At 58.2% G+C, this 26,297-nt stretch carries 17 protein-coding genes; 9 read left to right on the forward strand and 8 right to left on the reverse strand.

Features of this window, described 5'->3' with window-relative positions; genetic code table 11:
* Nucleotides 1–96: 96 nt before the first annotated feature.
* Nucleotides 97–846 carry a phosphoadenylyl-sulfate reductase gene (locus GBCGDNIH1_RS15080; RefSeq protein WP_011631238.1) on the forward strand — a complete coding sequence of 250 codons (750 nt, stop codon included), beginning with the start codon at nucleotides 97–99 and terminating at the stop codon, nucleotides 844–846.
* A 28-nt stretch (nucleotides 847–874) separates the two neighbouring features.
* Here the strand turns inward: GBCGDNIH1_RS15080 and GBCGDNIH1_RS15085 are convergent, their stop codons facing one another.
* Nucleotides 875–1,909 carry an aldo/keto reductase gene (locus tag GBCGDNIH1_RS15085; protein WP_011631239.1) on the reverse strand — a complete coding sequence of 345 codons (1,035 nt, stop codon included), beginning with the start codon at nucleotides 1,907–1,909 and terminating at the stop codon, nucleotides 875–877.
* Between the two features lie 166 nt (nucleotides 1,910–2,075).
* Between GBCGDNIH1_RS15085 and GBCGDNIH1_RS15090 the strand changes: the two genes are divergently transcribed.
* Nucleotides 2,076–3,539: an FAD/NAD(P)-binding protein gene (locus tag GBCGDNIH1_RS15090; protein ID WP_043452681.1), complete on the forward strand. Its 1,464-nt coding sequence runs from the start codon at nucleotides 2,076–2,078 to the stop codon at nucleotides 3,537–3,539.
* Between the two features lie 18 nt (nucleotides 3,540–3,557).
* Here GBCGDNIH1_RS15090 and GBCGDNIH1_RS15095 read toward each other — a convergent pair whose 3' ends face one another.
* The 3 genes from GBCGDNIH1_RS15095 to mntR all read right to left on the reverse strand — a co-directional run bounded on the left by GBCGDNIH1_RS15095 (nucleotide 3,558) and on the right by mntR (nucleotide 7,513).
* Complete coding sequence (locus tag GBCGDNIH1_RS15095) at nucleotides 3,558–4,625, reverse strand: energy transducer TonB (RefSeq protein ID WP_011631241.1); 1,068 nt, start codon at nucleotides 4,623–4,625, stop codon at nucleotides 3,558–3,560.
* Nucleotides 4,626–4,749: 124 nt separating this feature from the next.
* Nucleotides 4,750–6,843, reverse strand: coding sequence for a DEAD/DEAH box helicase (locus GBCGDNIH1_RS15100; RefSeq protein ID WP_125911072.1), 2,094 nt, complete (start codon nucleotides 6,841–6,843; stop codon nucleotides 4,750–4,752).
* A 214-nt stretch (nucleotides 6,844–7,057) separates the two neighbouring features.
* Nucleotides 7,058–7,513: a manganese-binding transcriptional regulator MntR gene (gene mntR / locus GBCGDNIH1_RS15105; RefSeq protein ID WP_043452684.1), complete on the reverse strand. Its 456-nt coding sequence runs from the start codon at nucleotides 7,511–7,513 to the stop codon at nucleotides 7,058–7,060.
* Between the two features lie 203 nt (nucleotides 7,514–7,716).
* Here mntR and GBCGDNIH1_RS15110 point away from each other — a divergent pair, with 203 nt between their 5' ends.
* The gene (locus GBCGDNIH1_RS15110; protein ID WP_011631244.1) at nucleotides 7,717–8,769 is read left to right on the forward strand and encodes a glycosyltransferase family 4 protein; all 1,053 of its coding nucleotides are present in this window, start codon (nucleotides 7,717–7,719) and stop codon (nucleotides 8,767–8,769) included.
* Between the two features lie 64 nt (nucleotides 8,770–8,833).
* Here the strand turns inward: GBCGDNIH1_RS15110 and GBCGDNIH1_RS15115 are convergent, their stop codons facing one another.
* The 3 genes from GBCGDNIH1_RS15115 to GBCGDNIH1_RS15125 form a co-directional block, all read right to left on the reverse strand.
* On the reverse strand, nucleotides 8,834–9,619 hold the full coding sequence (locus GBCGDNIH1_RS15115; protein WP_198353678.1) for an ROK family protein: 786 nt from the start codon (nucleotides 9,617–9,619) through the stop codon (nucleotides 8,834–8,836).
* Between the two features lie 63 nt (nucleotides 9,620–9,682).
* The gene (locus GBCGDNIH1_RS15120) at nucleotides 9,683–10,399 is read right to left on the reverse strand and encodes an ABC transporter ATP-binding protein (protein ID WP_011631246.1); all 717 of its coding nucleotides are present in this window, start codon (nucleotides 10,397–10,399) and stop codon (nucleotides 9,683–9,685) included.
* Between the two features lie 3 nt (nucleotides 10,400–10,402).
* Nucleotides 10,403–11,209, reverse strand: a complete 807-nt coding sequence (locus GBCGDNIH1_RS15125; RefSeq protein ID WP_155760947.1) for an ABC transporter permease — start codon at nucleotides 11,207–11,209, stop codon at nucleotides 10,403–10,405.
* Between the two features lie 371 nt (nucleotides 11,210–11,580).
* Between GBCGDNIH1_RS15125 and GBCGDNIH1_RS15130 the strand changes: the two genes are divergently transcribed.
* Nucleotides 11,581–13,188 (forward strand): electron transfer flavoprotein-ubiquinone oxidoreductase, encoded by a 1,608-nt coding sequence (locus GBCGDNIH1_RS15130; protein ID WP_050748518.1) that lies wholly within the window; start codon nucleotides 11,581–11,583, stop codon nucleotides 13,186–13,188.
* Between the two features lie 77 nt (nucleotides 13,189–13,265).
* Here GBCGDNIH1_RS15130 and GBCGDNIH1_RS15135 read toward each other — a convergent pair whose 3' ends face one another.
* Nucleotides 13,266–18,962 carry an AIDA repeat-containing protein gene (locus GBCGDNIH1_RS15135; RefSeq protein WP_011631249.1) on the reverse strand — a complete coding sequence of 1,899 codons (5,697 nt, stop codon included), beginning with the start codon at nucleotides 18,960–18,962 and terminating at the stop codon, nucleotides 13,266–13,268.
* Between the two features lie 440 nt (nucleotides 18,963–19,402).
* On the opposite strand from GBCGDNIH1_RS15135, the gene rplK reads away from it, so the two are divergent.
* The 5 genes from rplK to rpoB all read left to right on the forward strand — a co-directional run bounded on the left by rplK (nucleotide 19,403) and on the right by rpoB (nucleotide 26,286).
* A complete protein-coding gene (rplK, locus tag GBCGDNIH1_RS15140; protein WP_011631251.1) occupies nucleotides 19,403–19,837 on the forward strand; it encodes a 50S ribosomal protein L11 in 435 nt (144 codons plus the stop codon).
* Between the two features lie 4 nt (nucleotides 19,838–19,841).
* Nucleotides 19,842–20,534, forward strand: coding sequence for a 50S ribosomal protein L1 (rplA, locus tag GBCGDNIH1_RS15145; RefSeq protein ID WP_011631252.1), 693 nt, complete (start codon nucleotides 19,842–19,844; stop codon nucleotides 20,532–20,534).
* Nucleotides 20,535–20,852: 318 nt separating this feature from the next.
* A complete protein-coding gene (rplJ, locus tag GBCGDNIH1_RS15150) occupies nucleotides 20,853–21,371 on the forward strand; it encodes a 50S ribosomal protein L10 (RefSeq protein ID WP_025286091.1) in 519 nt (172 codons plus the stop codon).
* Between the two features lie 89 nt (nucleotides 21,372–21,460).
* Nucleotides 21,461–21,838 (forward strand): 50S ribosomal protein L7/L12, encoded by a 378-nt coding sequence (rplL, locus tag GBCGDNIH1_RS15155; RefSeq protein WP_011631254.1) that lies wholly within the window; start codon nucleotides 21,461–21,463, stop codon nucleotides 21,836–21,838.
* Nucleotides 21,839–22,110: 272 nt separating this feature from the next.
* Nucleotides 22,111–26,286 (forward strand): DNA-directed RNA polymerase subunit beta, encoded by a 4,176-nt coding sequence (gene rpoB / locus GBCGDNIH1_RS15160; RefSeq protein ID WP_011631256.1) that lies wholly within the window; start codon nucleotides 22,111–22,113, stop codon nucleotides 26,284–26,286.
* Nucleotides 26,287–26,297: the final 11 nt, after the last annotated feature.

Genomic DNA, 26,297 nt, shown 5'->3' on the forward strand with positions numbered 1-26,297 from the left:
ACATGTGCTGATCTGATGAATGAGAATGCTGGTGGTTCTTCAAGCTAGGGCCCTGCCTGATTATGTAGGTGTTTCAGACTCCGCCGGGTAAGGACGATGCAGATGCAGGATGCCGCGCTGGAAAAGCAGTTACAGGATGATGCTACGGCTGCTCGGGAGGCCTCGTTGCATCCGGTGACGGAGGCGGTTTCAGTCCCTCATGGCGCGGGCCTGCCGTTGTTGCGTCAGGCCATCATGGAAGAATTCGCCGGTCGCATTGCCGTGGTCTCATCCTTCGGGGCCGAATCCGCCCTGCTGCTCGCGCTGGTGGCGGAGATAGACCCTGCGACACCGATTGTCTTTCTGGAAACGGAGCGCCATTTTCCGGAGACTCTCGCCTATCGGCAGCAATTGGCCAACCTGCTTGGTCTGACCGGCATCCGCGATATCCACCCGGATCCGGAAGAGGCAGCGGCTCAGGACCCTGATGCCGAGTTATGGTATTTCGATGCCGATGCATGTTGCGCCCTGCGTAAGGTGCGTCCGCTGGAAAAGGCTTTATCCGGTTTCGATGCCTGGATCAGTGGGCGCAAACGCCATCAGGCCAGCACGCGCGCGGCGCTGCCCTTCCGGGAGGTCGAGGGCAAGTTTACCAAATTCAATCCGCTGGCCGACTGGGGGGCTGCCGATATCGAGGCGGAAATGACGCGGCGCCAGTTGCCGCGTCATCCTTTGGTGGCAAAAGGATACCCGTCAATTGGTTGTGCCCCCTGCACCCAGCCGGTGGCACCCGGAGCCGATCCGAGATCAGGTCGATGGAGAGGCCGCGCCAAAACTGAATGCGGTATTCATCGGCCAACGGGCTGACAGTGCAGCCCGTTGCATCCAGGAGGTATCAGCCGACAGGGAAGGGGTTACGCTCTGAGAAGTGGGCTTGATGCCAGTAGGGATAGATTTTCGGTACCTCGCTGGCTGCATCCAGTCTGGCAACCTGATCCTCCGTCAAATGCCAGCCGATGGCGCCAAGATTATCGCGTAGCTGCTGCTCATTGCGGGCACCGATGATCACATTGGCGACCCCCGGGCGTTGCAGCAGCCAGTTCAGGGCGATCTGCGGGACGGTTTTTCCGGTTTCCTGAGCGATTTCGTCCAGCGCATCGACAACTTTATACAGATAATTGTCATCGACCTGCGGCCCCGGATCGGCAGCACGATGCAGCCGGCTGGTTTCAGGCAGAGGTTGACCGCGTCTGATTTTACCCGTCAGCCGTCCCCAACCGAGTGGACTCCACACCATGCAGCCCACTCCTTGATCGAGACCGAGCGGCATCAATTCCCACTCATATTCCCGACCGACGAGGCTGTAATAGGCCTGATGCGAAATATAGCGTGGCAGATTATAGGCCTGCGCATAGGCCAGTGATTTCATCAGATGCCAGCCGGAGAAATTGGAGCACCCGACATAGCGGATTTTTCCTGCCCGGATCAGATCATCCAGCGTGTTCAGCACTTCCTCGACCGGGGTTTTCGCGTCGAAACCGTGCAGATGGAACAGGTCGATGTAATCGGTTCCCAGACGCTTCAGGGATGCTTCGACCGAGCGGATCAGATGCAGGCGTGATGACCCGACATCGTTATAGCCACTCCCGGCACGAAAAGTGGCTTTGGTGGAAATAAGAACCTGATCCCGTCGCCCGGCAATGGCACCGCCCAGTACTTCTTCAGCGATACCGGCTGAATAAATATCGGCGCTGTCAAAAAAATTCAGACCGGCCTCCAGGCAGATATCGACCAGCCGCGTTGCTGCCTGAACATCTGTATCGCCCCATTCCTTGAAAAGCGCTCCCTTGCCGCCGAAAGTGCCGGTACCAAGGCTGAGCACGGGAACAAAAAGCCCTGATCGGCCAAGCTGTCTGGTTTCCACACGCATTCTCCTGTCGATAAGAGATCATCGGGATCATATAATAACGTAAGTTATTATATAGTCACCTTCTAAAATTCAGCTATTTGCAGCGCCACGGCATGATTGCTTTCCTTTTTTGGGCAAAATGCGTCTAGGCTTGGGTTTCCTGTCGATAAGCGGAATCGAGGTCTCGATGAGTCCTGATAAAATCGCTGTCATCGGCGCGGGTTTCAGCGGGACGTTACTGGCCCTGCATGCCCTCCGACGATGTCCCCATAATACCACCGTCACATTGATCGAACGCAACCGCCAGTTCGGGCGGGGTCAGGCTTACGCCACTGGCAATCCGAGCCATCTGCTCAATGTCCCTGCCGGACGCATGAGCGCCTTTCACGATAATCCCCATCATTTTGTTGCCTGGTTGCGGGAGCATCCGCAGGAGGCCGCAGCCTTGGGTGTGGCACCGGGCACCGAAGAAGGCGCTTTTGTGCCGCGCTCCCTGTTCGGTAGTTATGTCCGCTCCCTGCTCAATGCCGAGCTTAAGGAGGATGAGCGGCTCGAACTGGTGAGGGGCGATGCGCATGATCTGTGCTGTGGTCCTGACGGCAGGTTGCAGATCATGCTCGGGCAGGGCGCAACCGAGCGCGTGGTCGAGGCGGATCGTGTCGTTCTCGCCACCGGTAATTTCCCGCCGGCACCACCGCCGGTCGAGGATCCTTCTTTTTTCGATACGCCGTTCTACAGTCCTGATCCGTGGGCCACGGATGCACTGACAGGGCTGGAGCCGGAAGCTCCGGTTTTCCTGATCGGCACCGGCCTGACCATGGTGGATGTCGCAGTTTCCCTGCTGGATCAGGGCCATCATGGTCCGATCATGGCTGTGTCCAGACGAGGGCTGGTTCCGCTGCGTCATGGTGGAGGGGCGTTGCCGCCTCTGCGCTCCAGCGCCCGGCAGAGCCATCCGGATACTGAATTGTCACCGGATGACGCTGCCTTTCCGACCACCATCAACGATTTGCTCCGCTTTTTACGTCAGGAAGCCGCCCGTTCCATCGCGTCGGGGGAAAGCTGGCAGCCGGTGGTGGACAGCCTGCGTCCTTTTACGATCGATGTGTGGCAAACCATGCCGATGCGGGACAGGGCCAGATTTCTGCGCCATCTGCGACCATGGTGGGATATTCACCGTCATCGCGTACCGCCTGCCACGGCTGACCGGATTACCGATGCCAGGGCACGGGGGCAGTTGAGGATTGCGGCCGGACGAATCAGGGCTTTCGATATCACAGATCAAGGCGAGGTTCTGATCCGCTGGCGGAAGCGGGGGGAGGCCGATCTGACGTCGACCCGTGCGGTACGAGTCATCAACTGCTCCGGCCCCTGTGCCGATTATGCCCGGATCGGCCATCCACTGATTCGTGCCCTGCTCGATCGGGGATCGGTCAGGCCGGACCCGCTCGGGTTGGGGCTGGAAGTCACTGGGAACTGTGCCTTGCTGGACAAGGCCGGGCGTATTTCACGGCGGCTGTTTGCCGTGGGACCGATCACCAAAGGGGCATTCTGGGAAATGACCGCTGTGCCAGATATCCGGCGACAGGCCGAGTTTGTGGCCGGGCATCTCGCCGCCCTTATCAAGGCCTCCCCCTGCCGCGCTGCGTAGCTGCAACGGGAAATGGGATCAGCGCCGCTGGAGAATATAATTGCCGGTATAGGTGATGGTGATGGAATCCTCCTTGGTGCCGGGGGGGAAAGGCGGCACGCGGGAGCCGCGCCAGACGGAGGTCCAGGCCATATCCAGCGCTTGCGATCCCGAGCTTTCCAGCATCTGCACGTCCGTCACCACGCCGAAGCGGTTGATTGTCAGCTGAAGCGTCACAGGCCCGTCCTCCCCGCGCATAGCCGCGTCACGCGGGTAGTAGCCGTGTTCCTGCACCCAGCGGCGGAGCGCGGCTTTCCAGTCATTTCCAAGGGCCAGATTATTCGGCATCGAGGCGAACGGATTATTATGCCGCAAACCGCGTGCGGCTCCCCCCAGTGAATAGTTCAAGGGAGAGGAAAGCGAACTGCCGGGTGCTTCCCGGACCTTGCCCGGCGGACGCGATGATGTTCGGGGCGTCGCTTTGGGCGCGCGCACCGGGGGTTGCGGCATGGTCCGGGGCTGTGGCGGGGAGGGGGGCGCCGGAGGGGACTCGGTCGTTGGCGGCGGTGGGGCGAGCGGCACGGCATCGGGCGCCGGCTCTGGCGGCAAGGGGATATCAGGCACGGGTGCAGGCGGCTGTTGCGCCGGTGTTGTTGATGGCGCCTGAGACTGCGGAGCGGGCGGCACGGGAGCGACCTGCGGCGGAGCCTCCTGCGGTTGAGGAGGTGCAGGCGGGTTGGGCGGGGCTGATGATGGAGAGGGTTGGGAGGTATCAGGCTTGTCCTCCGGCGTGGGGGGAGGCGTTCCCGGCTTGTCGGACAAGGCAGCCGAATCGGTCTTGCTGTCAGGGCTGGTATTGGACGGGGCTTTCTCTCCTCCGGCCTCGAACACCATGGCGACATCGCTGGGGGCTGACAGATCCTGTGGGGGCCGCCCGACATGCAGGAACAGCAGCGCCGCCAGAAGCAGGGCGTGAACGGCAATCGACAGGACGAGCGTAACCGACAGGCGGTCTCGCCCCATCCGTTCCCCTTCTCCCCAGGGACCACATGCGGTGAGCTGCCGTTCTGTCATGTCGGGCGACGGTGTTGTCCGGTCAGACGCCACGCAAGATCCTTATCGTTCCTGCGATTATGGGCGAATTCAGGCGGCAGGAAAACCTGCCATGCCGCCGGATTGGCAGGGAAATCGGCTTTCTCCCTCGGGTGAGAGGGAGAAAGCCTCCATCCTGTCAGCTACGGCTGGTTTTCTTGCGGCTGCTGCTGCCACCCGGTCCCGCGGTCCGACCACGGGGAGCGGTGTGACGACCGGAGGGTGCGGTGGAAGAGGACTTGCCGTAGGACGGCTTGTCTTTCGACGCGCCACGCCGGGGGGCGTCACCTGCATAGGCGGATGAGCCGCTGCGGGCGGTCCGGGGTTTACCGCCGGCTTTCGAATCGTAGGACTTCGCCTCATAGGGCTTGTCATATGCTTTACGTTCGCCGGAGCGGGGAGCAGTTTTGGAAGTGCGGCGTGGACGGCCGGTCTCGTCACCCCCGTGATCGGCTTCGCGCATGGCACGGTCGAAGCCGCCTTTGCCGCGTTCCGCGGTTGAGGGGCGCGGTGTGTAGCCACCTGAAACGCCTGCGGGGGGAGCCGAAGCGGCGGAAATGGCCACTTCATCGGCCTCACGGCCCTCAATGGCGCTGCTGAACGTGTCGGCACGGGCAGAGTCTATCTCGAAGAAGGTCTCCGTCTCCATGATGCGAATCGCACCGATATCCGGCTTGCGGATGTGACCGGCGCGGCACAGCAGCGGTACGATCCATTTCGGATCGGCATTGTCGTTGCGACCGACGCTCAGCTTGAACCAGCGTGTGGAACGTGCTTCGCCGTCATTGTCCCGGCGCGGCGCGCGGGCCGGGCGGTCCTGATCGCTGCGGTCTCTGTCACGGACCCGCTCACGCTGCGGACGGTCTCCACGCTCGCTGTTGCTGGGGCGCTCATGCACGACCTGAACGTCTTCCGGTTCCGGCAGGCGTCCGCGATGCAGGCGCAGCACGGCGACCGCCAGAGCCTCCGCATCGCGGCCTTCCATCAGGATACGCGCCGCTTCACGCTCATCGTCAGAGATGGGGGCACTCAGGGCCGGGCTTTCCAGCATGCGCTCCCGGTCACGGATGGAGATTTCCTCGACCGTTGGAACCGGGGTCCATTCAGCGCGAATGCCAGCCGTGTGCAGAAGCTGATCGGCCTTGCGCTGACGGTTGACGGGGGCGATCAGCACGCTGACCCCCTTGCGTCCGGCGCGGCCGGTGCGACCGCTGCGATGCAGCAGGGTGGCGGAATTGGTCGGCAGATCGGCATGGATCACCAGATCCAGCGCGGGCAGATCGAGGCCGCGGGCCGCCACATCCGTGGCGACACAGACGCGGGCCTGTCCCTCGCGCAGCAGATGCAGGGCGCGGCTGCGTTCGGTCTGGCTCAACTCGCCGGACAGCGCGACAGAGGAGAAGCCGCGCTCCATCAGACTGGCCTGAAAATGGCGGACTTCCTCACGCGTGCCGCAGAACACCATGGCGATGGGAGCGTCGTAGAAACGCAGCACGTTCACCACCGAATGACGCGCCTCATGCGGCAGCACCCGCACGACGCGATAGTCGATATCGGCATGCGGCTTGTTGCGGGAAACGGTGTCGATGCGCAGCGCATTGGTCTGGTAACGCTTGGCCAGCGCGGCGATTTCACGGGCGATGGTGGCGGAGAACAGCAGGGTACGGCGTTCTGCGGGGGTGGCGTCGAGGATTTCCTCCAGCTCATCCCGGAAGCCGAGATCGAGCATTTCGTCGGCTTCGTCCAGCACCACGGCGCGGAGGCGGGAAAGATTCAGGCGCCCGCGTCCCAGATGGTCGCAAAGACGGCCCGGCGTGCCGACGACGATATGGCAGCCGCGCTCCAGCGCCTGCGCTTCCCGTCTGGCATCCATGCCACCGATACAGGAGACGACACGGGCGCCGGCGGGACCATACAGCCACAGCAATTCCTGCTGCACCTGCATGGCCAGTTCGCGGGTCGGGGCCACGATCAGCGCCAGCGGTGCACCGGCCTGGCCGAGCCGTTCGTCAGCGCCCAGCAGCGTGTCGGCCAGAGCCAGACCATAGGCAACGGTCTTGCCGGAACCGGTCTGGGCGGAGACCAGCAGATCGCGCTCGGCGGCATCAGCGGTCAGAACAGCATCCTGCACAGGGGTCAGGCTCGTATAGCCCTTGGCATCCAGCGCTGCCTTCAGGGTTGGATGCAGCGCGGGAAACAGGGCCGGGGCTGATGCCTCGGCATGGGTGTTCATGTCGGCATCCGCGTGCGTCGCGGCGGTATCGGAAAACATCAATGCATAAAATCCGGTCGGGGAGATGATGGAGGGCATTTCTTCAACGGGCCGCACGCCCATCCGTCATCAGCGGCCGAGAGCCGATCCTATAGCAACATTCTTCACGCTGATCCCAGTATAAAGCGCGCTGCCCAGCCCCGCGTGAATGGCGGTTATGGCCGGGTGTTGCGGATTAGTCCTGACCCGGTTCCAGCCGTCTGGTCCAGGCGGCGAACGCTGCCAAAGTCTCGTCACTGGCATGGTGTTCCATACCTTCCGCATCCTGTAGCGCAACTTCGGGTGAGATGCCGAGTATCCGCAGGAAGCGGAACACAATCTGATGCCGGTGGCGTGCACGTTGTGCCAGCGCTTCTCCCGCCGGGGTCAGCAGAATGGAGCGGTACGGTATGCTATTGACCAGACCATCCCGCGCCAGACGGGCAATGGTGCGGTTCACGGTGACATGGGTCACCCCCAGTGCGCGGGCAATATCGATGGCGCGGGCCTGTCCATGGTGGGCGATCAGGTCGGCGATCAGCTCCACATAATCTTCGGCAATCTCGGTCTGCCGCGCTTCACGCGCACGTGTGAAGCGATTCTCGGGCGCCTCCAAGTCAGCAGAAACGGGTGGGGCAGGCTCAACACTCATGGGCCGGAGTGTCTCCGAACCCGTCTTGTGCCGCAAGGGTAAGGTTAAAGATAGCAATAGACATCAAAGGGTCGCTATCATTGCCCTTATCTTGCCACAAAGATGAGATGATAGCGGTAGCCAGACCCGATGCAGCCAGCATCGCCGCAAGCTATATTTCATTCCGCCAGCGTGCCAGACAGAGCCAGGGATCATAATCGTCCATGAAGATCGCGCAGATTTCACCTTTGTATGAGCGCGTTCCCCCCAGGCTGTACGGGGGTACGGAAAGAATCGTTTCCTTCCTGACGGAGGAGCTGGTGGCGCAGGGCCACGAAGTCACGCTGTTTGCCAGCGGTGATTCGATTACCAAGGCCCGCCTTGTTTCCCCCTGCGATGTTGCATTGCGGCTGAACCCGGAGGTCAAGCTTGATCTGCCCTGGCATACGATGCAGCTGGAGCAGGTGCGGCAGATGGCGCACGAGTTCGACGTGCTGCATTTTCATACCGATCTGATCCATTTCCCGGTGGTGCGTCCCTTTTCCAGCCGGACACTGACGACATTGCATGGACGGCTGGATCTGAAGGATCTGCCCGGCTTCTATCGCATGTTCAGTGAAATCCCGGTCGTCTCCATCTCCGATAATCAGCGGGCGCCGATGCCACCGGTCAATTGGGCGGGAACAGTCCTGCATGGCCTGCCCGCCGATCTCCTGCCTTTCTCGGCTAATCCAAAAGGCGGATATTTCGCCTTCCTGGGCCGTATCTCCCCGGAAAAAGGCCCGGATCGGGCCATCGAGATCGCCACCCGCGCCGGAGTGCGACTGAAGATTGCGGCCAAGGTCGACAAGGCCGATCAGCATTACTGGGATACGGTCATCAAGCCGATGGTCGATGCCAATCCGCTGGCTGAATATATCGGTGAGATCAATGAGCAGCAGAAGGCCGAGTTCCTCGGCAATGCCACCGCTCTGCTGTTCCCGATCGACTGGCCGGAACCGTTCGGTCTGGTGATGATCGAGGCCATGGCCTGTGGAACACCGGTGATCGCCTGGCGCAATGGCTCTGTGCCGGAAGTCATGCAGCACGGAAAAAGCGGTATGATCATCAGCAGCATGGATGAAGCCGTTGCCGCGGTGCGCCATGTGGAAAGCATGGATCGCGCTGGTGTGCGCGCCTGCTTCGATGATCGTTTTACCGCTGCCCGTATGGCGCGTGATTATGTACACTTGTACGAGCTGGCGGCGCAGGGGGCACCCCTCGCGCGGGTTGCCTAAATCTTTCTATCGGGTTGAACCCGGCGCAGATCATGATGGTCTGCGCCGTAGGTCCGATGACGGATCAAACGCCGGAATGCTCGTTTCGCCACAGGGCAATGCCGCCGGTAATGCCTGCATCGTTTGAAACGATATGAACATTGCCCGGCAGATCTAAAGTGACTTCTTTTGCGTTGCCGCCGCCGATATAGAGTGTGTCGTAGCAGACCAGCTCGTACAGAATATCGATCACTTTTTGCACATGCCGGTTCCAGCGCTTCTTGCCGGATTTTTCCAGTGCGACGTGCCCAACGTAATCATTGTAGGTTTTCTTCCGGTGAACCGGATGGTGAGCCAGTTCGAGATGCGGAGTAAGCCTGCCATTGATAAACAGGGCGGTTCCGGCGCCGGTGCCGAGGGTCAGCACCATTTCAAGCCCGTGTCCCTGAATGACGCCCAGCCCCTGAATATCGGCATCATTGGCCAGCCTTGCTGGAGCATGCAGCGCTGATCCCAGTTTTTCGGCAAGCGGGAAATGCTTCCATGTCCCGGTGTCGAAATGGGGGGCGGTTAGAACCTTGCCGTCACGTACCATGCCGGGAAATCCGATGGAAATACGCTGGTAAGCGGGCAAAGGCTGCACCAGTTTTTCCAGTGTTTCCAGCATGATGTCGGGTGGGCAGGGATAGGGCGTCTTGACCCAGACACGCGGCACGACCATCTGGCCGTCGCTGTCCAGTACTGACGCTTTCAGCCCTGTCCCGCCAATATCGATGGCCAGCGTGTAAGGAGCTTTTCCCCCAGCTTTTTTCCCCTGTGCCATGCCCTGAAGGGGATTGGCATGGGCTTTATCGTGACTGTCGTCTGGCATGATTGTCCTGCCGCTTTCTATTGTAGCGGACAATCATGAAAGCACTCAGAGCATGATGGCAACTCACGCTGCCGCCAGAGCTTCCCTGACGCCCAGCAATCCCAGCAATTCCAGGCGCAGGCTTGCAAATGCCGCATCGCCGGGGCGGCGGGGGCGGGGAATTGAGATCGTTCGTTCGGCGGCAATCCGCCCGTGCTCCAGTACCACGACACGGTCCGCGAGCAACAGCGCTTCGTCGACATCATGTGTCACCAGCAGTACCGCCGTACGGTGAACCTCCCACAACCGTGCCACCAGGCTCTGCATCCGCAATCTGGTCAGGGCATCAAGCGCCGCGAAAGGTTCATCAAGCAGCAGGAGCTCCGGCGAGCGGACCAGTGCACGCGCCAGCCCAGCCCGTTGCGCTTCTCCGCCCGACAGGGTCAAGGGCCAGGCGTCAGCCCGGTGCGCCAGTTCAACTTCGCGCAGGGCCTCCACGGCATGGTCGCGGGTGGGGCGATCCTTTACGCCCAGCACGACATTGCGCCACACATTCTTCCAGGGCAGCAGCCGGGGTTCCTGAAACACCACAGCCCTGCGTTCCGGCAGGCGCAGATGGCCCTGTGATGGTGTATCCAGTCCGGCAAGAAGGCGTAGCAAAGTCGTTTTGCCAGAGCCGCTGCGGCCCAGCAGAGCCACGAATTCTCCCGGTGCGATATCAAGACTCAACCCGGATAAGATGGTTGTGCTGCCGAATTGCTGGTGGACCTGGTGCAGGGAAACGACGGGTGTTTGTGTCATGGCTTATGCTCCAAGCCCTACTGGACGCCAGCGCAGGGCGCGGGCCTCAATCCATCGTACAGCCTGATCGGCAATCAGCCCCAGCAGCGCATAAACCAGCAGCCCCACGATAATGATGTCGGTACGCAGGAATTCCCGGGCATCAATCATCATGAAGCCGATCCCGCTGTCGGCATTGACCTGCTCGGCCACCACCAGACTCAGCCAGCCAATGCCCACGGCATAGCGTAGACCGGTCAGAAAATGCGGAAGCGCCCCCGGCAGGACGATAGCAGTGATGGTTTCACGGCGGCTCAGCCCCAGCGTGCGTCCAGCTTCCAGTAACTTGCGATCCACACTCCGGATGCCGGCGAACAGATTCAGATAGACCGGAAACACCGCCCCCAGCGCGACCAGAAGCACCTTGGGCGTTTCCCCGATTCCAAACCAGAGGATGAACAGCGGCACCAGCGCCAGATGTGGCAGCACCCGCACCATCTGCATCGGGGTATCGACAATTTCTTCCCCCAGCCGGGACAGGCCAGCCACTAGGGCCAGCACTGTGCCGGCACCGATCCCGATCACCAGACCTGCACTGACGCGCAGCAGGGAAACCGACATATGGCCGATTAGCTCGCCATCAAGCAGCAGATCCCGGAAAGTTGCCAGAATGGTGAATGGCGCCGCGATGGTCCGGGTGGAGATCAATCCGAAACTTGAACCCGCCTGCCAAACCGCCAGAAGCAGAAGAAGAGAAACATATCGCCGTCCCCCCTGAAGGCGTCGGCTCAATGTGTCCCTCACGCTGGACCAGGACGGAAATGAGGACATTGCTCTGGCTGGTCTTGTGAAAACGGACTCAGACATGAAGTCTCCCGCCTATTGTCCGGCTGATTGTTTTCTGAATGTACAAACAGATGTGATTTCTGATCAAATATCACATATCATGCGTGTGTCAACATTAATAACTATTTAAGATAGTATTTTATGTATGATTTGATGAATAGGGTATCCGTGAGTTCCATTGCTCACTGGGAGCAGGAGGCACTGGTATCTCCGGTTTTTTTCGTTAGAACGCGCCTCTTGCCCGATGCGTTCGGGTCATTGCCGCGGTGGTGCGGGCGGAGAGAACAAGCATGAGCCAACACAACGAAGTCTTTTGCTCTGATCCTGACATGCTGGAAGGAATCGAGCGGGAGTCAATGGATTTCGACGTGGTGATTGTCGGTGCCGGTCCTGCGGGCCTTTCAGCGGCGATCCGGCTGAAGCAGCTATCCTCTGATCTCACCGTATGCGTGGTGGAAAAGGGCAGCGAAGTCGGGGCTCATATCCTGTCCGGTGCGGTGATTGAGCCGCGGGCACTGGACGAGCTGATCCCGGACTGGCGCGAAAAAGGGGCTCCGCTGCACACGGCCGCTTCGGAAGACCGGATGATGTATCTGACCGAAACGGGGGGATTCCGGCTGCCAACCCCACCGCAGATGCATAATGAAGGAAATTACATCGTCAGTCTGGGTAATTTTGTGCGCTGGCTCGGAGAGCAGGCCGAGGCGTTGGGGGTGGAGATTTACCCTGGCTTCGCAGCGGCAGGGCTGATTGAGGAAGAAGGCCGCATTGCCGGTGTGATAACCGGTGACATGGGTGTGGGACGTGATGGTCAGCCCGGTCCGAATTTCCAGCCGGGGATGGAGTTGCGCGCCACCTACACGATTTTCGCGGAAGGCTGCCGCGGGTCACTCAGCAAGAAGCTGATGCAGCGTTTCAATCTGCGGGAGGGGGTGGACCCGCAGACCTACGGGATCGGCATCAAGGAGCTGTGGGAAATTCCTAAAGAAAACCATCGTCCCGGGCTTATCGTGCATACGATGGGCTGGCCGATGGACAGCGCCACCTATGGCGGCTCATTCCTGTATCATTTCGGCGATAATCTGGTCTCCTACGGTTTTGTCGTCGGTCTGGATTACGCCAACCCATGGCTTTCTCCGTTTGATGAGATGCAGCGGCTGAAAGCCCATCCCAAAATGCGGGCGCATTTCGAAGGGGGGCGTCGCATCGCCTATGGTGCGCGTGCACTCAGTGAAGGCGGTCTCCAATCGATCCCGAAGCTGACTTTTCCGGGCGGATTGCTGGTCGGGGATGCGGCAGGTTTCCTGAACGTGCCCAAGATCAAGGGCACGCATACGGCGATGAAATCAGGTGTGTTGGCAGCGGAGGCGATTGCCGATGCCTTCATTGCCGACCGTGTGGCAGAGCCGGTCAGCTACACCGGCAAGATCAGGGAAAGCTGGGTGTGGGAAGAGCTGTCGGCATCCCGGAATATCCGCCCCAGCTTCTCGCGTTTCGGCAATATTGGCGGTTTTTTGTACTCGGCGGTGGATACTGTGCTTTTCAAGGGACGCGCGCCATGGACGCTGCATCATCCGCATCCGGACCACAAGACATTGCGCCCGGCGGAGCAAGTGCAGAAGATCGACTACCCCAAACCTGATGGCGTACTGACATTCGACCGCCTGTCTTCAGTTTACCTTAGCGGTACTAATCATGAGGAACAGCAGCCGGTTCATCTGCGCCTGCGTGATCCCGGACTCTGGAAGTCGCTTAACTGGGATATTTTCCGTGCACCAGAGAGCCGTTATTGTCCGGCTGGTGTCTATGAGGTGGAGGAGGCGGAGGACGGGCAACCGGCTCTGAGAATCAATGCGCAGAACTGCGTGCACTGCAAAACATGCGATATCAAGGATCCAGATCAGAATATAGACTGGGCCGTGCCAGAGGGTGGTGGAGGCCCCAATTATCCCGGTGGGATGTAATGGAAAAGCAAAAGCGGCCCGACTGAAAATCGGGCCGCTTTTTTTAATGGCTGATAAAAGCAGAATACAAAAAGGCGTTAACCAAAGGCGCTTCTTTCAATGGTTGTCACGTCCAGAAGCGTGATTGTGCTTTGATCGGATAGGGTAAATACCCTGCCTGCGGATGTATTGATGGCGTTGGTAAAGGCAGCATCAATATCTGCTGACCCGTAACCGTTCAGCACAATGCGATCTTCCCAGGTATGGAAGTTCTGGATTGTGTAATGCGCACCGGCCTGACCCGCATTCAGAACAAACAGATCAACAGCTGAATTAGCCTGGCTTGCATTGCCGATCAGCGTGTTATCGCCTGTTCCGGCATACATGATTGTTCCGGAACCTTGTGATCCGTCCAGTGTCTCCTGACCACTGCCGGCAATCAGGATATTGTTTTGGCCCCGTGATGTCAGAACATCCCCGTTGCCGCCACCAGTGACTGTTGAGTTATTGCCTGCCTGGATAAGATTGTTACCTGCGGCACCTCCTTTGAAATATCCATTCTGGCCACTCCATACAGTTACATTACCTGTGCCGCCTTCGATGGTATCGGACGTATTGGGGTAACCTGTATTGCCAAAATAAAGCACGTGCCCACTGCCATTAAAGACAGTTGTGTTGGCACTTCCCGTGGCAACAGTTGCATTGCCGGAATCCAGAATGACCAGACCACGGGCATTACCGGCATAATATGTCAGATCACCGGCTCCGCCGAACAGTGTGGGTGAGCCTGATTCCGTGATGCTGCCAACAACAGTGCTGGCACCTGTTCCATTGATGAAAGTCGTGGAGTTCCCCGTCGTCATATAGACGCCGGCATTGCTGCCAACGACGGTATTGGCAGCACCGGCCGCGTAAATTGTATCCGCGCCCTGGCTCCAGGTCAGATTGCCATCGCCGACAAGCTGTACTTGGCTCCCCGCCTGACCAGTCAGGATTTTGCTGCCTGCTCCCACGGCTTCAATCGTATCGTGTCCCTGGCCGCCATAAATTGTAGTATTACCAACATGATCAACAAAATTTGTACTTCCGCCTCCACCAACAAGCTGCGACCCGCGGCCGTATGCATTCAGTGTACCGCCATTCGGCCCGCTGACCAGCGTATCCGCTCCACTGCCTCCCATAATAAGATCACGGGATGAGCCCCCTACCAGCAGGCGGGGAGTGGATGAGTTGTTCTGAATTGTAATAGGCGCGGACGCAGATGTCTGAACCTGGGGAGAAAGCGAAACGCTTTCAGGATGGAGAGGCGAGAAGGCAAGCTGTTGAAGGGCTGTCGAGACCTGACTGACGGTCCCGGTAACAGTATAGGTTTTTCCATCAGCGCTCAGCGTGCCGTTGCCAAGATGACTATAGGTTCCTTCAGCATTGGCCCCCAGTGTTGCTGTGGCCGTGATAATGGTATTGGGATCAACCGCGCTGAAAACCTGATCTGCAAACGGGAGTAACGCGGATCTCAGGGCTATGATTCCGCTGCGGGATGTTGTGCCTGCGTTATTCGTCACAGTCAGGTTAATTGCTGAGGTTGTAACCTGCCCGGTTGCAGCCTGCCCTGCGGTCTGTGTGAATGTAAGTGTATTCAGAACGTTGGTGACGTGGGCGGGGCTGCCGGAAATAGTGAAAGTTTTTCCGTCAGCGCTGACAGTTCCATAAAGGCTTGGGTCGGTAAATGTGCCACTGGCACCGGTGATGGTGACCGCGGCTGTTATACCTTCTCCACTCTGCTGGGAGACGGCCACACCCGACAGAATGGACAGCGGAACCTGATCTGTGCCGGACTGGTTGGAATTGAAGCCAGTGATTGTTGGTGTCAGTGAATCCTCGATAGCAAGTTTGGAGGAGCCATCGGAATCCTGGATCACGGCAACCCGTTTGGCAGCGTAGTTGCCTGTCAGCTGCAGAGTATACGATGTCGTGCCATCGGTGACCGTCAAACGATCTGTTGCGCTATCAATCGTTGCTGACACGGCGCTGGTATAGGACAGGGTGTTGAGGTCAATGTAATCACCATTGGAAAAACCCTGGATGATTGCATTCTGACTGGCTGCCGGATCATTGATTTGAAGCAGGCCGCCTGTACCCTCCAGATCAATTGTTCCGGACAGATGGCCGCCTGAAGAGACGATCAGGGTTCCGTTGCCGGACACAATCGTATTGGCCGCTGTGCCACCGGAGGAGATTATCTGCATGCCTCCGCTATTGACAGTGGTCCCGCTGGCGATCCCTCCGTTCATAACCAGCATCGATGAAACCGTGCTTGTATCAAGCAACACGCTGCTGGAGGTGATCCCCGACGATACAATGATACTTTCCTGACGGCCGGTGATCAGGGTGCTTCCATCTCCGCTATCCTGTGTCTCGCTGAAGGCCCAGCCGCTGTAATCACCCTGTAATTTGAGGTGATAAGCTTGGCCTGATCCGGAAATAGTCAGTAAATGACTGGTATTATCATAAGAAACCGTTCTGCTGCCCTGCATGTATCGAAGTGCATTCAGGTCAATAATGTCGCCATTGCTGAAGCCATTGATCTGTGCGCCTGATGCCAGGGCTGTGGGTGATGCAATCTCAAGCCTCGCCCCTGTTCCGCTCATGGTCAGGGTTCCAGAAAGTGTGCCGCCATTCTGGACGGTCAGCGTACCAGCTCCATCGATGACCGAATTCGATGCAACGCCACCTTGATAGACATATTGCAGCCCACCACTATGAATAATGGAGGCAGAGGCTCTTCCGCCTGCGGAAACACGTTGCGTTCCTCCGCTGGAAATAGCTGTCTGGCCGGCATAACCAAGAACAAGCTGTACACCATTGGCTCCAACAGTGCTGCTGGTTGCAAAGCCTGTGTACTGTGTATTGCCGCTCCAGCTCTGTCCCATAACCCACATATAATTCTGTGGGTTGCTGCCCCCGATAGACAGGCTGTCAGCGGCAGACGTCACGATAATTCCAAGACGACGGGCCGTCAGCAAAAGAGACTGGTCCTGAGCATCGGAGGATGATGATACACCCCAGCCTGTATAATCACCGGACAGGCGCAGCCGGTACGTATCCTGACCGCTGGTGACGGACAGATAACTGATATTATCGTTGTTGGCGGATGTAGAATCGATAGAAACGAGTGTTCCGGCCGCAGTCGCATTGATAGAGCCAAGGTCGAGCCTGTCCCCTTCATCAAACCCGCTAATGAGCGGATTGGCGGCTAGAGAGGAAGGCGCATCTATTTTCAGCAGGCTGCCTGAGCCTGCCATATAGACCATATCGCTTAACAGACCGCCGCTGGCGACTTCAAGGGTTCCGCTGCCTGATATTGTCGTGGTTGAAGCCAGTCCACCTGAAGAGATAATCAGATGGCCGCCATCGCTTATTGTTGTAAAGAATGATGAGCCACCGGAAAGAACAGTCTGGCTGCCTCCATCCATGATGGAAACGCTGGTAGCGGTTCCCCCTTCTGATAGGGTCTGGAGCCCACCACTTTGAACAAGAGTGTTTTCTACGGAGCCACCGTTGGCAACGATTTGTACACCACCATTGAAAATAGCAGCATCCACTGAAGAGCCGGAGACCGTTTCCGCTCCATAGAGCTGTGTATTAGAGGCGATTCCGGTAACACTCTGTATACCGCCGGCAGAAACCAGGGACGATATTGCATATGCTCCGGATTCAATAATCTGGCTGCCACCAGAAAGAATAACGTTGCTATACGTAGATGCGCCACTGCTTATATGGGCAATGCCACCGCTGGAAATATAGCTGGACTGAACCATACTATATTGTACAGCAAAAAGTTGCGTGGCAGACGTGGACAGATCGGCGCCTAGAGTAAAATTGCTCAATACTTCGCCGGAGCTTGTATAATAATAACGGTTCAGAGCTTTGATCAGTGTGCTGCCATCTGTCTGGTCCGCATAAGAAACGAATTGCCAGCCGGGATCTGTCTGCGGCTGGGATAGAAGCAGGGTGTATTGAATGCCGGAAGCGGAAACAATCAACTCACCTGAGTTGTAACTGATCTGAGCATTGGAAGAGTAGGAAATATTATTGAAATCAATGCTGTCTCCCTCGGAGAATCCGTATATGCTCAGGAAGGAAGAATAGCTGTCTGTACTGTTCAGAACGATTTTGGATCCGGTTCCAGAAAGGCCGATCGCTCCCTTTATCTTGGCTCCTGAATCAACAATCAGAGTTCCTGCCCCGCTGATCACGGTGCCCGATACTATGCCGCCTACACGCCAGCTGGAATCATACATGACGTGCTGCACCCCACCATCCAAAACGGTGGTGTTAAAAGCCGTGCCTCCGCCACGAACTTCCTGAATGCCGCCACTGCTGACGGTTGTTGCGTAGGCACCGTAAGAGGCAGGGATTGACGTGCTGTAAGGTCCGTAAATGCGTTCTATGCCGCCATTCAGAACCTGTGTTCCGCTGGTAATGCCTCCGCTGGACCATATGGCAACTCCGCCGGCCTGAAGAATGCCGCCACTGCTGATAATGGTGTTTTGTGCAATGGCCGATGGCCCTATGACGCTTTGGCTGCCTCCGTTTTCAATCTGAGTGCCGGACGCAGTGCCATGAACAATCTGGGAACCACCTGATTGGACCATCGTGCTGATGGCAATCGGGCTGTAGAGCGAATGAAAGCCTGGCCCTTCAATGGTTTCTGTGCTGCTGTCAGAGACAATTGTGCCGGATGTAGCACCGTAATTGTCCAGCGCGCCTCCTTGCGTCAGAACGGTGCTGATCGCTTGTCCGCCATATTGGACAGTCAGCAGGCTTCCACTTTGGACCTGTGTGGCGGAGGCGATGCCGCCTCCCATAACGATACCGTTGAGATAATCGGCGCTAGCGTCATTTTTCAGCAACAATCCGCTTGAGACCGTATTGTTGCCAACAGAAACGGTATTCCCCCGTATGACGAGAAGTGTTGAACCGTCGGAATCCGCAATTGTTTTCAGCTTTTCTGTGCCGCTCAGAGTGGCCCTTAGGGCGAGCGTAAAGCGATCTGTGCCATTCGTTATGGTGGCGGTTGGATTGTTGCCGGATGTATAAGTAACCGATGTATTGCCCGATGAGAATTGCAGATTATTGATGTCGATGACGTCGGAAGAGTCAAAATCTGAAATATAAAACCCGCTTGCCAGAGCAGCCTGATTGTTAAGGGTCAGTTGTCCGCTGACGATGCTGGTTGCACCATCAATAGTACCACCTGAATCAATCACCAGGGAACCGCCACGACTGATGACTGCGCTTACCGCTGTTCCACCCGTGTAAACATGCTCCAATGCACCGTTATGAATGACGGTGGAGGTGGCAATTCCACCGCTGGAAACATTGACAGTGCCTGCAATCAAGTCGGCACCGTCCAGGCTGCCGCCTTGGCTGACATTGACGGTGCCAGAAACTATGCTTGCCTCAGAGGCGTAGCCATAGACATCCATTCTGGCGCCTCCATCAATGATGGTTCTATTCGCTGCGCCCCCCTCCAAGACACCTAATGCTGCTGCAAAACCGGATACGGTTGCATTGCGGTCAATGCCACCACTGAAAATCAGGCTGGCACCCCATGTTCCAATCTGACTGTTTGATGTGATGCCACCCGATTCTGTGTAAATGGTAACGCGTGGTTGGACGATTGTGCCAATCGCAATGCCTCCATTTATAACAGCAAGCTGATTAATGCTGCCGGATTGGTCAACGACAATGCCCGATGAGGTCTGGCCTGAACTGATAATTAATTGCGACAATGGCTTAATCCATGTAATTAATTTATATGTAAATATACTTTGAAGTAGTTATGCGGTGCGATGTCGATAAAATCAAAAGATTTAATCGTATATTTGGAAGTGAATTGGCATATATGAGAGCAATTTGGATGAATGATTTAAATTTATGAAATTTATAATTTATAAAAAGATAATTTATTTTTGTTACTTTAATTTATTTGGGCTGGTAGTGGCATTGGGGGAGCCTCCCATCGAACGCGGGGCGGGTGCGCGTGTCTGGCGTGTTATGATGCTGGACAGGCCGGATGTGATCCGCTAAAGGCGCCTGCTCAATCGGAACGTGGGAGACCGGTTCACCCGCTCGCTGGCCCTGATCGGGGCTGGTGGGTTCTTCGTGCTTTGGTGCGGAGTGAAGCGGTCGTGCGAACCACGGTCCTGGATGACTAACAGGAGCCAGGATTATGGCAAAAAAGATCGTCGGCTACGTCAAGCTGCAGATCCCTGCGGGCAAGGCGAATCCCTCTCCGCCGGTTGGTCCGGCGCTGGGTCAGCGCGGCCTGAACATCATGCAGTTCTGCAAGGAATTCAATGCGGCCACGCAGGCTATGGAACCCGGTATGCCGGTTCCGGTGGTGATCACCGCCTATGCGGACCGCACGTTCAGCTTTATCACCAAAACTCCGCCGAACACCTATTTCCTGCTGAAGGCGGCAAAGGTGCAGAAAGGGTCTCCCACGGTCGGCAAGAGCGCTGCTGTGGGCCGTGTGACCATGTCCCAGCTGCGTGAAATCGCGGAAACCAAGTTCCAGGACATGAACGCGAACGATATTGACGGTGCCGTCCGGATGCTGGCGGGTTCCGCCAAATCCATGGGCCTGACCGTGGTGGAGGGCTGATCCGATGGCACATAACAAGCGTCTGAAAGCGGCCCGCGCGTCCGTCGACAGCACAAAATTCTATCCGTTGACCGAGGCTGTGGCGCTGGCGAAGACCAACGCCCGTGCGAAGTTCGACGAGACGATCGAAATCTCCCTGAACCTCGGCATTGATCCGCGTCATGCGGACCAGATGGTGCGTGGTCTGGTCTCGCTGCCGAATGGCACAGGCAAGACCCTGCGCGTCGGCGTGTTTGCCCGTGGCCCGAAGGCCGAGGAAGCGAAAGCTGCCGGTGCCGATGTGGTCGGCGCTGAGGATCTGGCGGAGCTGGTGCAGAACGGCACCATTGAGTTCGATCGCTGCATTGCGACCCCCGATATGATGGCTCTGGTTGGTCGTCTGGGCAAAATCCTTGGTCCGCGCGGCCTGATGCCGAACCCGAAGCTCGGCACTGTGACCATGGACGTCAAGGGTGCGGTGACTGCGGCCAAGTCCGGTCAGATCGAGTTCCGTGCCGAAAAGGCCGGTATTATCCATGCCGGTATCGGCAAGGCGAGCTTTGATGCCGATAAGCTGGTCGAGAACATCCGCGCTCTGGTCGATGCTATCCAAAAGGCGAAGCCGACCGGTGCGAAGGGAACCTATCTTCAGAAAGCAGCGCTCAGCTCCTCCATGGGGCCTGGCATGCGTCTGGATGTATCGTCCCTGACGGTCTGACCGGATAGAGCATCCGGTTGAATGGAATACGCTCCGCCTGGCATTTGCCGGGCGGAGCGGGCAGGGAAGCTCAGGCTTCCCGATATCCTGTCCAAGACCACACGTGCCGCGTCGGATCATGATCCGGGCTGGCTTAAAGGGGAAAGCCGTAGGCAATCCCCGCGCGTGGAAGACGGGTCGGTCATTGGGTAGGACTATGTCCTGCCCCTGATGTCGGTTCCGGATAAAGGACAGGCGAATGCATCGCCGTTGATGCGGGGATGCATGGGTAACTGATCCGGCCGGGTGGTCCTGCCGGATTGAACAGGAGTGAGTGCGTTGGAGCGTACGGAGAAGCGAGAATTCGTTGCCTCCCTCGCCGCCGTGTTCGCGGAAACCTCGATTGTTGTCGTCACCCAGAACAAGGGTCTGACGGTGGCAGAGGTGACCGAGCTGCGTCGGCGGGTCAGGGCGGCAGGTGCGAATTACAAGGTCGCCAAGAACCGTCTGGCCAACCTCGCCCTGGAAGGGTCCCAGTTCGAAGGCATCAAGCCGCTGCTGAAAGGTCCGACCGCGCTCGCGTGGTCTGAGGATCCGGTCGCTGCGGCAAAGGTTGTCGTCGACTTCGCCAAGACCAATGACAAGCTGGCTATTCTCGGTGGTTCTCTTGGCAGCCAGACGCTTGATGCGTCCGGCGTCAAGGCGCTTGCCGATCTGCCGTCTCTGGACACGCTGCGCGCGCAGCTGGTGGGTCTCATCTCGACCCCCGCGACGCGTATCGCTGGCGTCCTCCAGGCACCGGCTGGCCAGCTGGCACGGGTCTTCGGGGCTTATTCCAAGAAGGAAGAGGCGGCCTGATCGGCCCGATTCTCATCGGAAAAGTGATCAACTGTTCAGGCAGAGGCTTGAACGGACCGGAACAACGACTAAACTAAAGGCATAAACAAATGGCTGATCTGTCAAACCTGGTTGAGCAGCTGTCCAGCCTGACCGTCCTCGAGGCGGCTGAGCTGTCCAAGCTGTTGGAAGAAAAGTGGGGCGTCTCCGCCGCCGCTCCGGTCGCCGTGGCTGCTGCCCCGGCTGCTGGCGCTGCTGCTGCCCCGGCTGAAGAGCAGACCGAGTTCACTGTCATCCTGGCGAAGGCCGGCGACAAGAAGATCAACGTCATCAAGGAAATCCGCACCATCACCGGCCTGGGCCTGAAGGAAGCCAAGGATCTGGTCGAAGGCGCGCCGAAGACCGTGAAGGAAGGCGTGAACAAGGACGAGGCCGAGAAGATCAAGAAGGTGCTGGAAGAGCAGGGCGCCGCTGTCGAGATCAAATAAGGCAGTTTCCGGGGCTTGCCCTGGATGTTGAATACGGTGTGGGCGGAAATGTATATCGTTTCCGCCCCATCAGTCGTTGCAGCCGGATAGTCCGGCTGTTTCTGTCGCATCGGGGTTCGGCAGAGCTCTGTTTGCAAACGCCTCTTCCCGGGCGGCCATGGGAAGATTCAGGGCGACGTTATTGGCCGGGCTTGACGCCGGACTATCGGGCGAAGGTATCCTCCTTCGCTGCGGACCCGGCGGAGTGAGATTTCGGGATCTAAGGGCAGGGCATGAACGCAATCACCCAGCGGGACAGCAAATCTTTCACCGGCCGCAAGCGCATACGCAAAAGTTTCGCCCGTATTGGCGATGTTGTGCCGATGCCCAATCTGATTGATGTGCAGCGCGCCAGTTATGAAGCGTTCCTCCAGATGAACGTGCATCCGGATAACCGGACGCCGACGGGCTTGCAGGAAGTTTTTCGTTCCGTCTTTCCGATTGACGATTTCGCGGGTCGTGGCCGTCTGGAATTCGTCAATTACGAGTTGGAAGAGCCGAAATACGATGTTGAGGAATGCATTCAGCGCGGCATGACCTTTGCCGCTCCCCTGAAGGTCATTCTCCGTCTGATCGTGTGGGATGTGGACGAAGATACCGGTTCCCGCTCTATCCGCGACATCAAGGAACAGCCGGTTTATATGGGCGATATGCCGCTCATGACCGATAACGGCACCTTCATCATCAATGGCACCGAGCGCGTCATCGTGAGCCAGATGCATCGCTCTCCCGGCGTGTTCTTCGATCACGACAAGGGCAAGACCCATTCAAGCGGCAAGTTCCTGTTTGCTGCGCGCGTTATTCCCTATCGCGGCTCGTGGCTCGATTTCGAATTCGACAGCAAAGATCTGGTCTATGTCCGCATCGACCGTCGTCGTAAGCTGCCTGTCACGACGCTGCTCTATGCGCTGGAAGGCCAGCGGACCGAAGCGGCGATCGCATCCGGTACCGATCCGCAGGATCTGCCCGAAATCCACGGCATGACCGCCGAGGAAATCCTGTCTTATTTCTATACGCAGGTTGTGTTCACCAGCACGCCGAAGGGTTGGGCGCGTCCTTTCGATCCGGAAGCGTTCCGTGGCATTACTCTGGCCGAAGCCCTGATCGACGCCGATACCGGCACTGTCGTGGCCGAGGCCGGCACCAAGCTGACCGCCCGTAGCGCCCGTAAGATCGCCGAGCAGGCCAAGACTGTTCTGGTTGGCCGCGCCGATCTGCTGGGCCGTTATATGGCCGAGGATCTGGTTAACGACCAGACCGGTGAGATTTATGCCGAAGCCGGCGAAGAACTGACCGAGGCCCGTCTGGCCGCTCTGGAGACTCTGGGCGTCACCAGCCTGCCGACTTTGGCGGTCGACCAGACCACCGGTCCATGGATTCGCAATACTCTGGCGATCGACAAAAACTCTACTCGTGATGATGCGCTGATCGACATCTATCGTGTGATGCGCCCCGGTGAGCCGCCGACCCCGGAAACGGCGGAAGCCCTGTTCCGTGGCCTGTTCTTCGATATGGACCGGTATGACCTGTCTTCGGTCGGTCGTGTGAAGATGAACATGCGTCTGGGCGTGGATGCCCCGGATACTGTCCGCACCCTGCGCAAGGAAGATATTCTTCGCACCGTCAAGATTCTGTGTGATCTGAAGGATGGTCGTGGCGCGATCGACGATATCGACAATCTCGGCAATCGTCGCGTGCGTTCTGTCGGCGAGCTGATGGAAAATCAGTATCGTCTTGGCCTGCTGCGTATGGAGCGGGCGATCCGCGAGCGCATGGGCTCGGTCGATATCGACACGGTCATGCCGCATGATCTGATCAATGCGAAGCCGGCTGCCGCTGCGGTGCGTGAGTTCTTCGGCTCCTCACAGCTCAGCCAGTTCATGGACCAGACCAATCCGCTCTCTGAAGTGACGCATAAGCGTCGCCTCTCCGCGCTTGGTCCGGGCGGTCTGACCCGTGAGCGTGCAGGCTTCGAGGTCCGTGACGTTCATCCGACCCATTATGGCCGTATCTGCCCGATTGAAACGCCGGAAGGCCCGAATATCGGTCTGATCAACTCGCTGGCCACCTATGCCAAGGTCAACAAGTACGGCTTCATCGAAACGCCGTACCGCATGGTCGAGGATGGCAAGGTCAGCGATCAGTGGCGCTATCTTTCAGCTATGGAAGAAGACCGTCTGGTTGTGGCGCAGGCCGATGCGCCGCGTGACAGCACAGGCAAGCTGACCGAGGAACTGATCTCCGTGCGTCGCCAGGGCGATTTCCGTCTGGTGAAGCCGGAAGACGTTACCTCGATGGACGTTTCGCCGAAGCAGCTCGTTTCAGTGGCTGCGGCGCTGATCCCGTTCCTTGAGAACGATGACGCCAACCGCGCGCTGATGGGATCGAACATGCAGCGTCAGGCCGTGCCTCTGATCCGCGCCGATGCACCTCTGGTCGGTACCGGCATGGAAGCTGCTGTGGCGCGTGACTCTGGCGCTACCATCGTTGCCCGCCGTGCCGGTGTGGTCGATCAGATCGACGGTGCCCGCATTGTGGTCCGTGCCAGCGGTGAGGATGGAGCCACTCAGGGCGTCGATATTTATCGTCTGCGCAAGTTTATGCGCTCCAACCAGAGCACCTGCATCAACCAGCGTCCGCTGGTGAAGGTTGGTGACCATGTGATTTCCGGCGATATCATCGCTGATGGTCCGTCGACGGAGCTGGGTGAACTGGCGCTGGGCCGTAATGTGCTCTGCGCGTTTATGCCATGGAATGGCTACAACTTCGAAGACTCCATCCTGATCAGCGAGCGGATTGCGCGGGATGACGTCTTTACCTCGATCCATATCGAGGAATTCGAAGTGATGGCCCGTGACACCAAGCTGGGTCAGGAAGAAATCACCCGCGACATTCCGAATGTGGGTGAAGAAGCTCTGCGCAACCTCGACGAAGCCGGTATCGTCTATATTGGTGCCGAGGTGAATCCGGGTGACATTCTCGTCGGTAAGGTCACGCCGAAGGGCGAAAGCCCGATGACGCCGGAAGAAAAACTGCTGCGCGCCATTTTCGGCGAGAAGGCGAGTGACGTACGCGACACCTCGTTGAAGCTGCCACCCGGCACGACCGGCACCATCGTAGATGTGCGTGTGTTCAGCCGTCGAGGCGTCGATAAGGATGAGCGCGCCATGGCGATCGAGCGCGCCGAGATCGAACGTCTGGCCAAGGACCGTGATGACGAGCGGGGCATTCAGGAGCGCGCATTCCTGAACCGTCTGCGTGAGAAACTGATGGGCCATCCGGCTTCTGGTGGCTTCAAGGGCATCAAGGCTGGCACAATCATCACCGATGAGGTCCTGGCCGAGCATCCGCGTGGCGCATGGCGCAACATCTCCGTGCAGGATGATGCGGTGGTCGCCGACATCGAATTGCTGAAGCGTGAGTTCGACGCCGCCGTGGCCAAGATTCAGGCTCGTTTTGAAGGCAAGGTCGAGAAGCTTCAGCGTGGTGATGAACTGCCGCCGGGCGTGATGAAGATGGTCAAGGTCTTCGTGGCCGTGAAGCGCAAGCTTCAGCCGGGCGACAAGATGGCGGGCCGTCACGGCAACAAAGGTGTGGTCAGCCGCGTGGTTCCGGTCGAGGATATGCCGTTCCTAGAGGATGGCACCCCGGTCGATCTCGTGCTGAACCCGCTGGGCGTGCCGAGCCGTATGAATGTGGGTCAGATTCTGGAGACCCATCTGGGCTGGGCCTGCGCCAATCTCGGTCGTCAGATCGGTGAGCTGGTGGAGGACTATCGCCGCAATGGTCAGCAGCGGGATGAGCTGTTGTCCCGCCTGCGGGAGATCTACGGCGAAAACGTCTATAACGACGTCATTGCCGATATGAACAACGACCAGTTGATCGAACTGGCGGAGAACCTGCGCAAGGGCGTGCCGATCGCAACGCCTGTTTTCGATGGCGCCCGTCCGTCAGATATTGAAAACATGCTGAGCCGGGCTGGTCTTGATACCTCCGGTCAGGTGGTCCTGACCGATGGCCGCACCGGCGAGCCGTTCGAACGTAAGGTGACGGTCGGTTATATCTATATGCTGAAGCTGCACCACCTGGTTGACGACAAGATCCATGCCCGCTCGATCGGTCCTTACAGCCTTGTGACCCAGCAGCCGCTGGGTGGTAAGGCGCAGTTCGGTGGCCAGCGCTTCGGTGAAATGGAAGTGTGGGCGCTGGAAGCCTACGGCGCCGCCTACACCCTGCAGGAAATGCTGACGGTGAAGTCCGATGACGTGTCGGGCCGCACCAAGGTGTATGAGGCGATCGTGCGTGACCAGGATAGCTTCGAGGCCGGCATTCCTGAAAGCTTCAACGTTCTGATGAAGGAGTTGAAGTCACTGGGTCTGAATGTCGACCTTGAAAACCGCTCTGCCTGATTAATGGATGT

The organism is Granulibacter bethesdensis CGDNIH1 (assembly GCF_000014285.2).
In the GTDB taxonomy this organism is placed as follows: domain Bacteria; phylum Pseudomonadota; class Alphaproteobacteria; order Acetobacterales; family Acetobacteraceae; genus Granulibacter; species Granulibacter bethesdensis.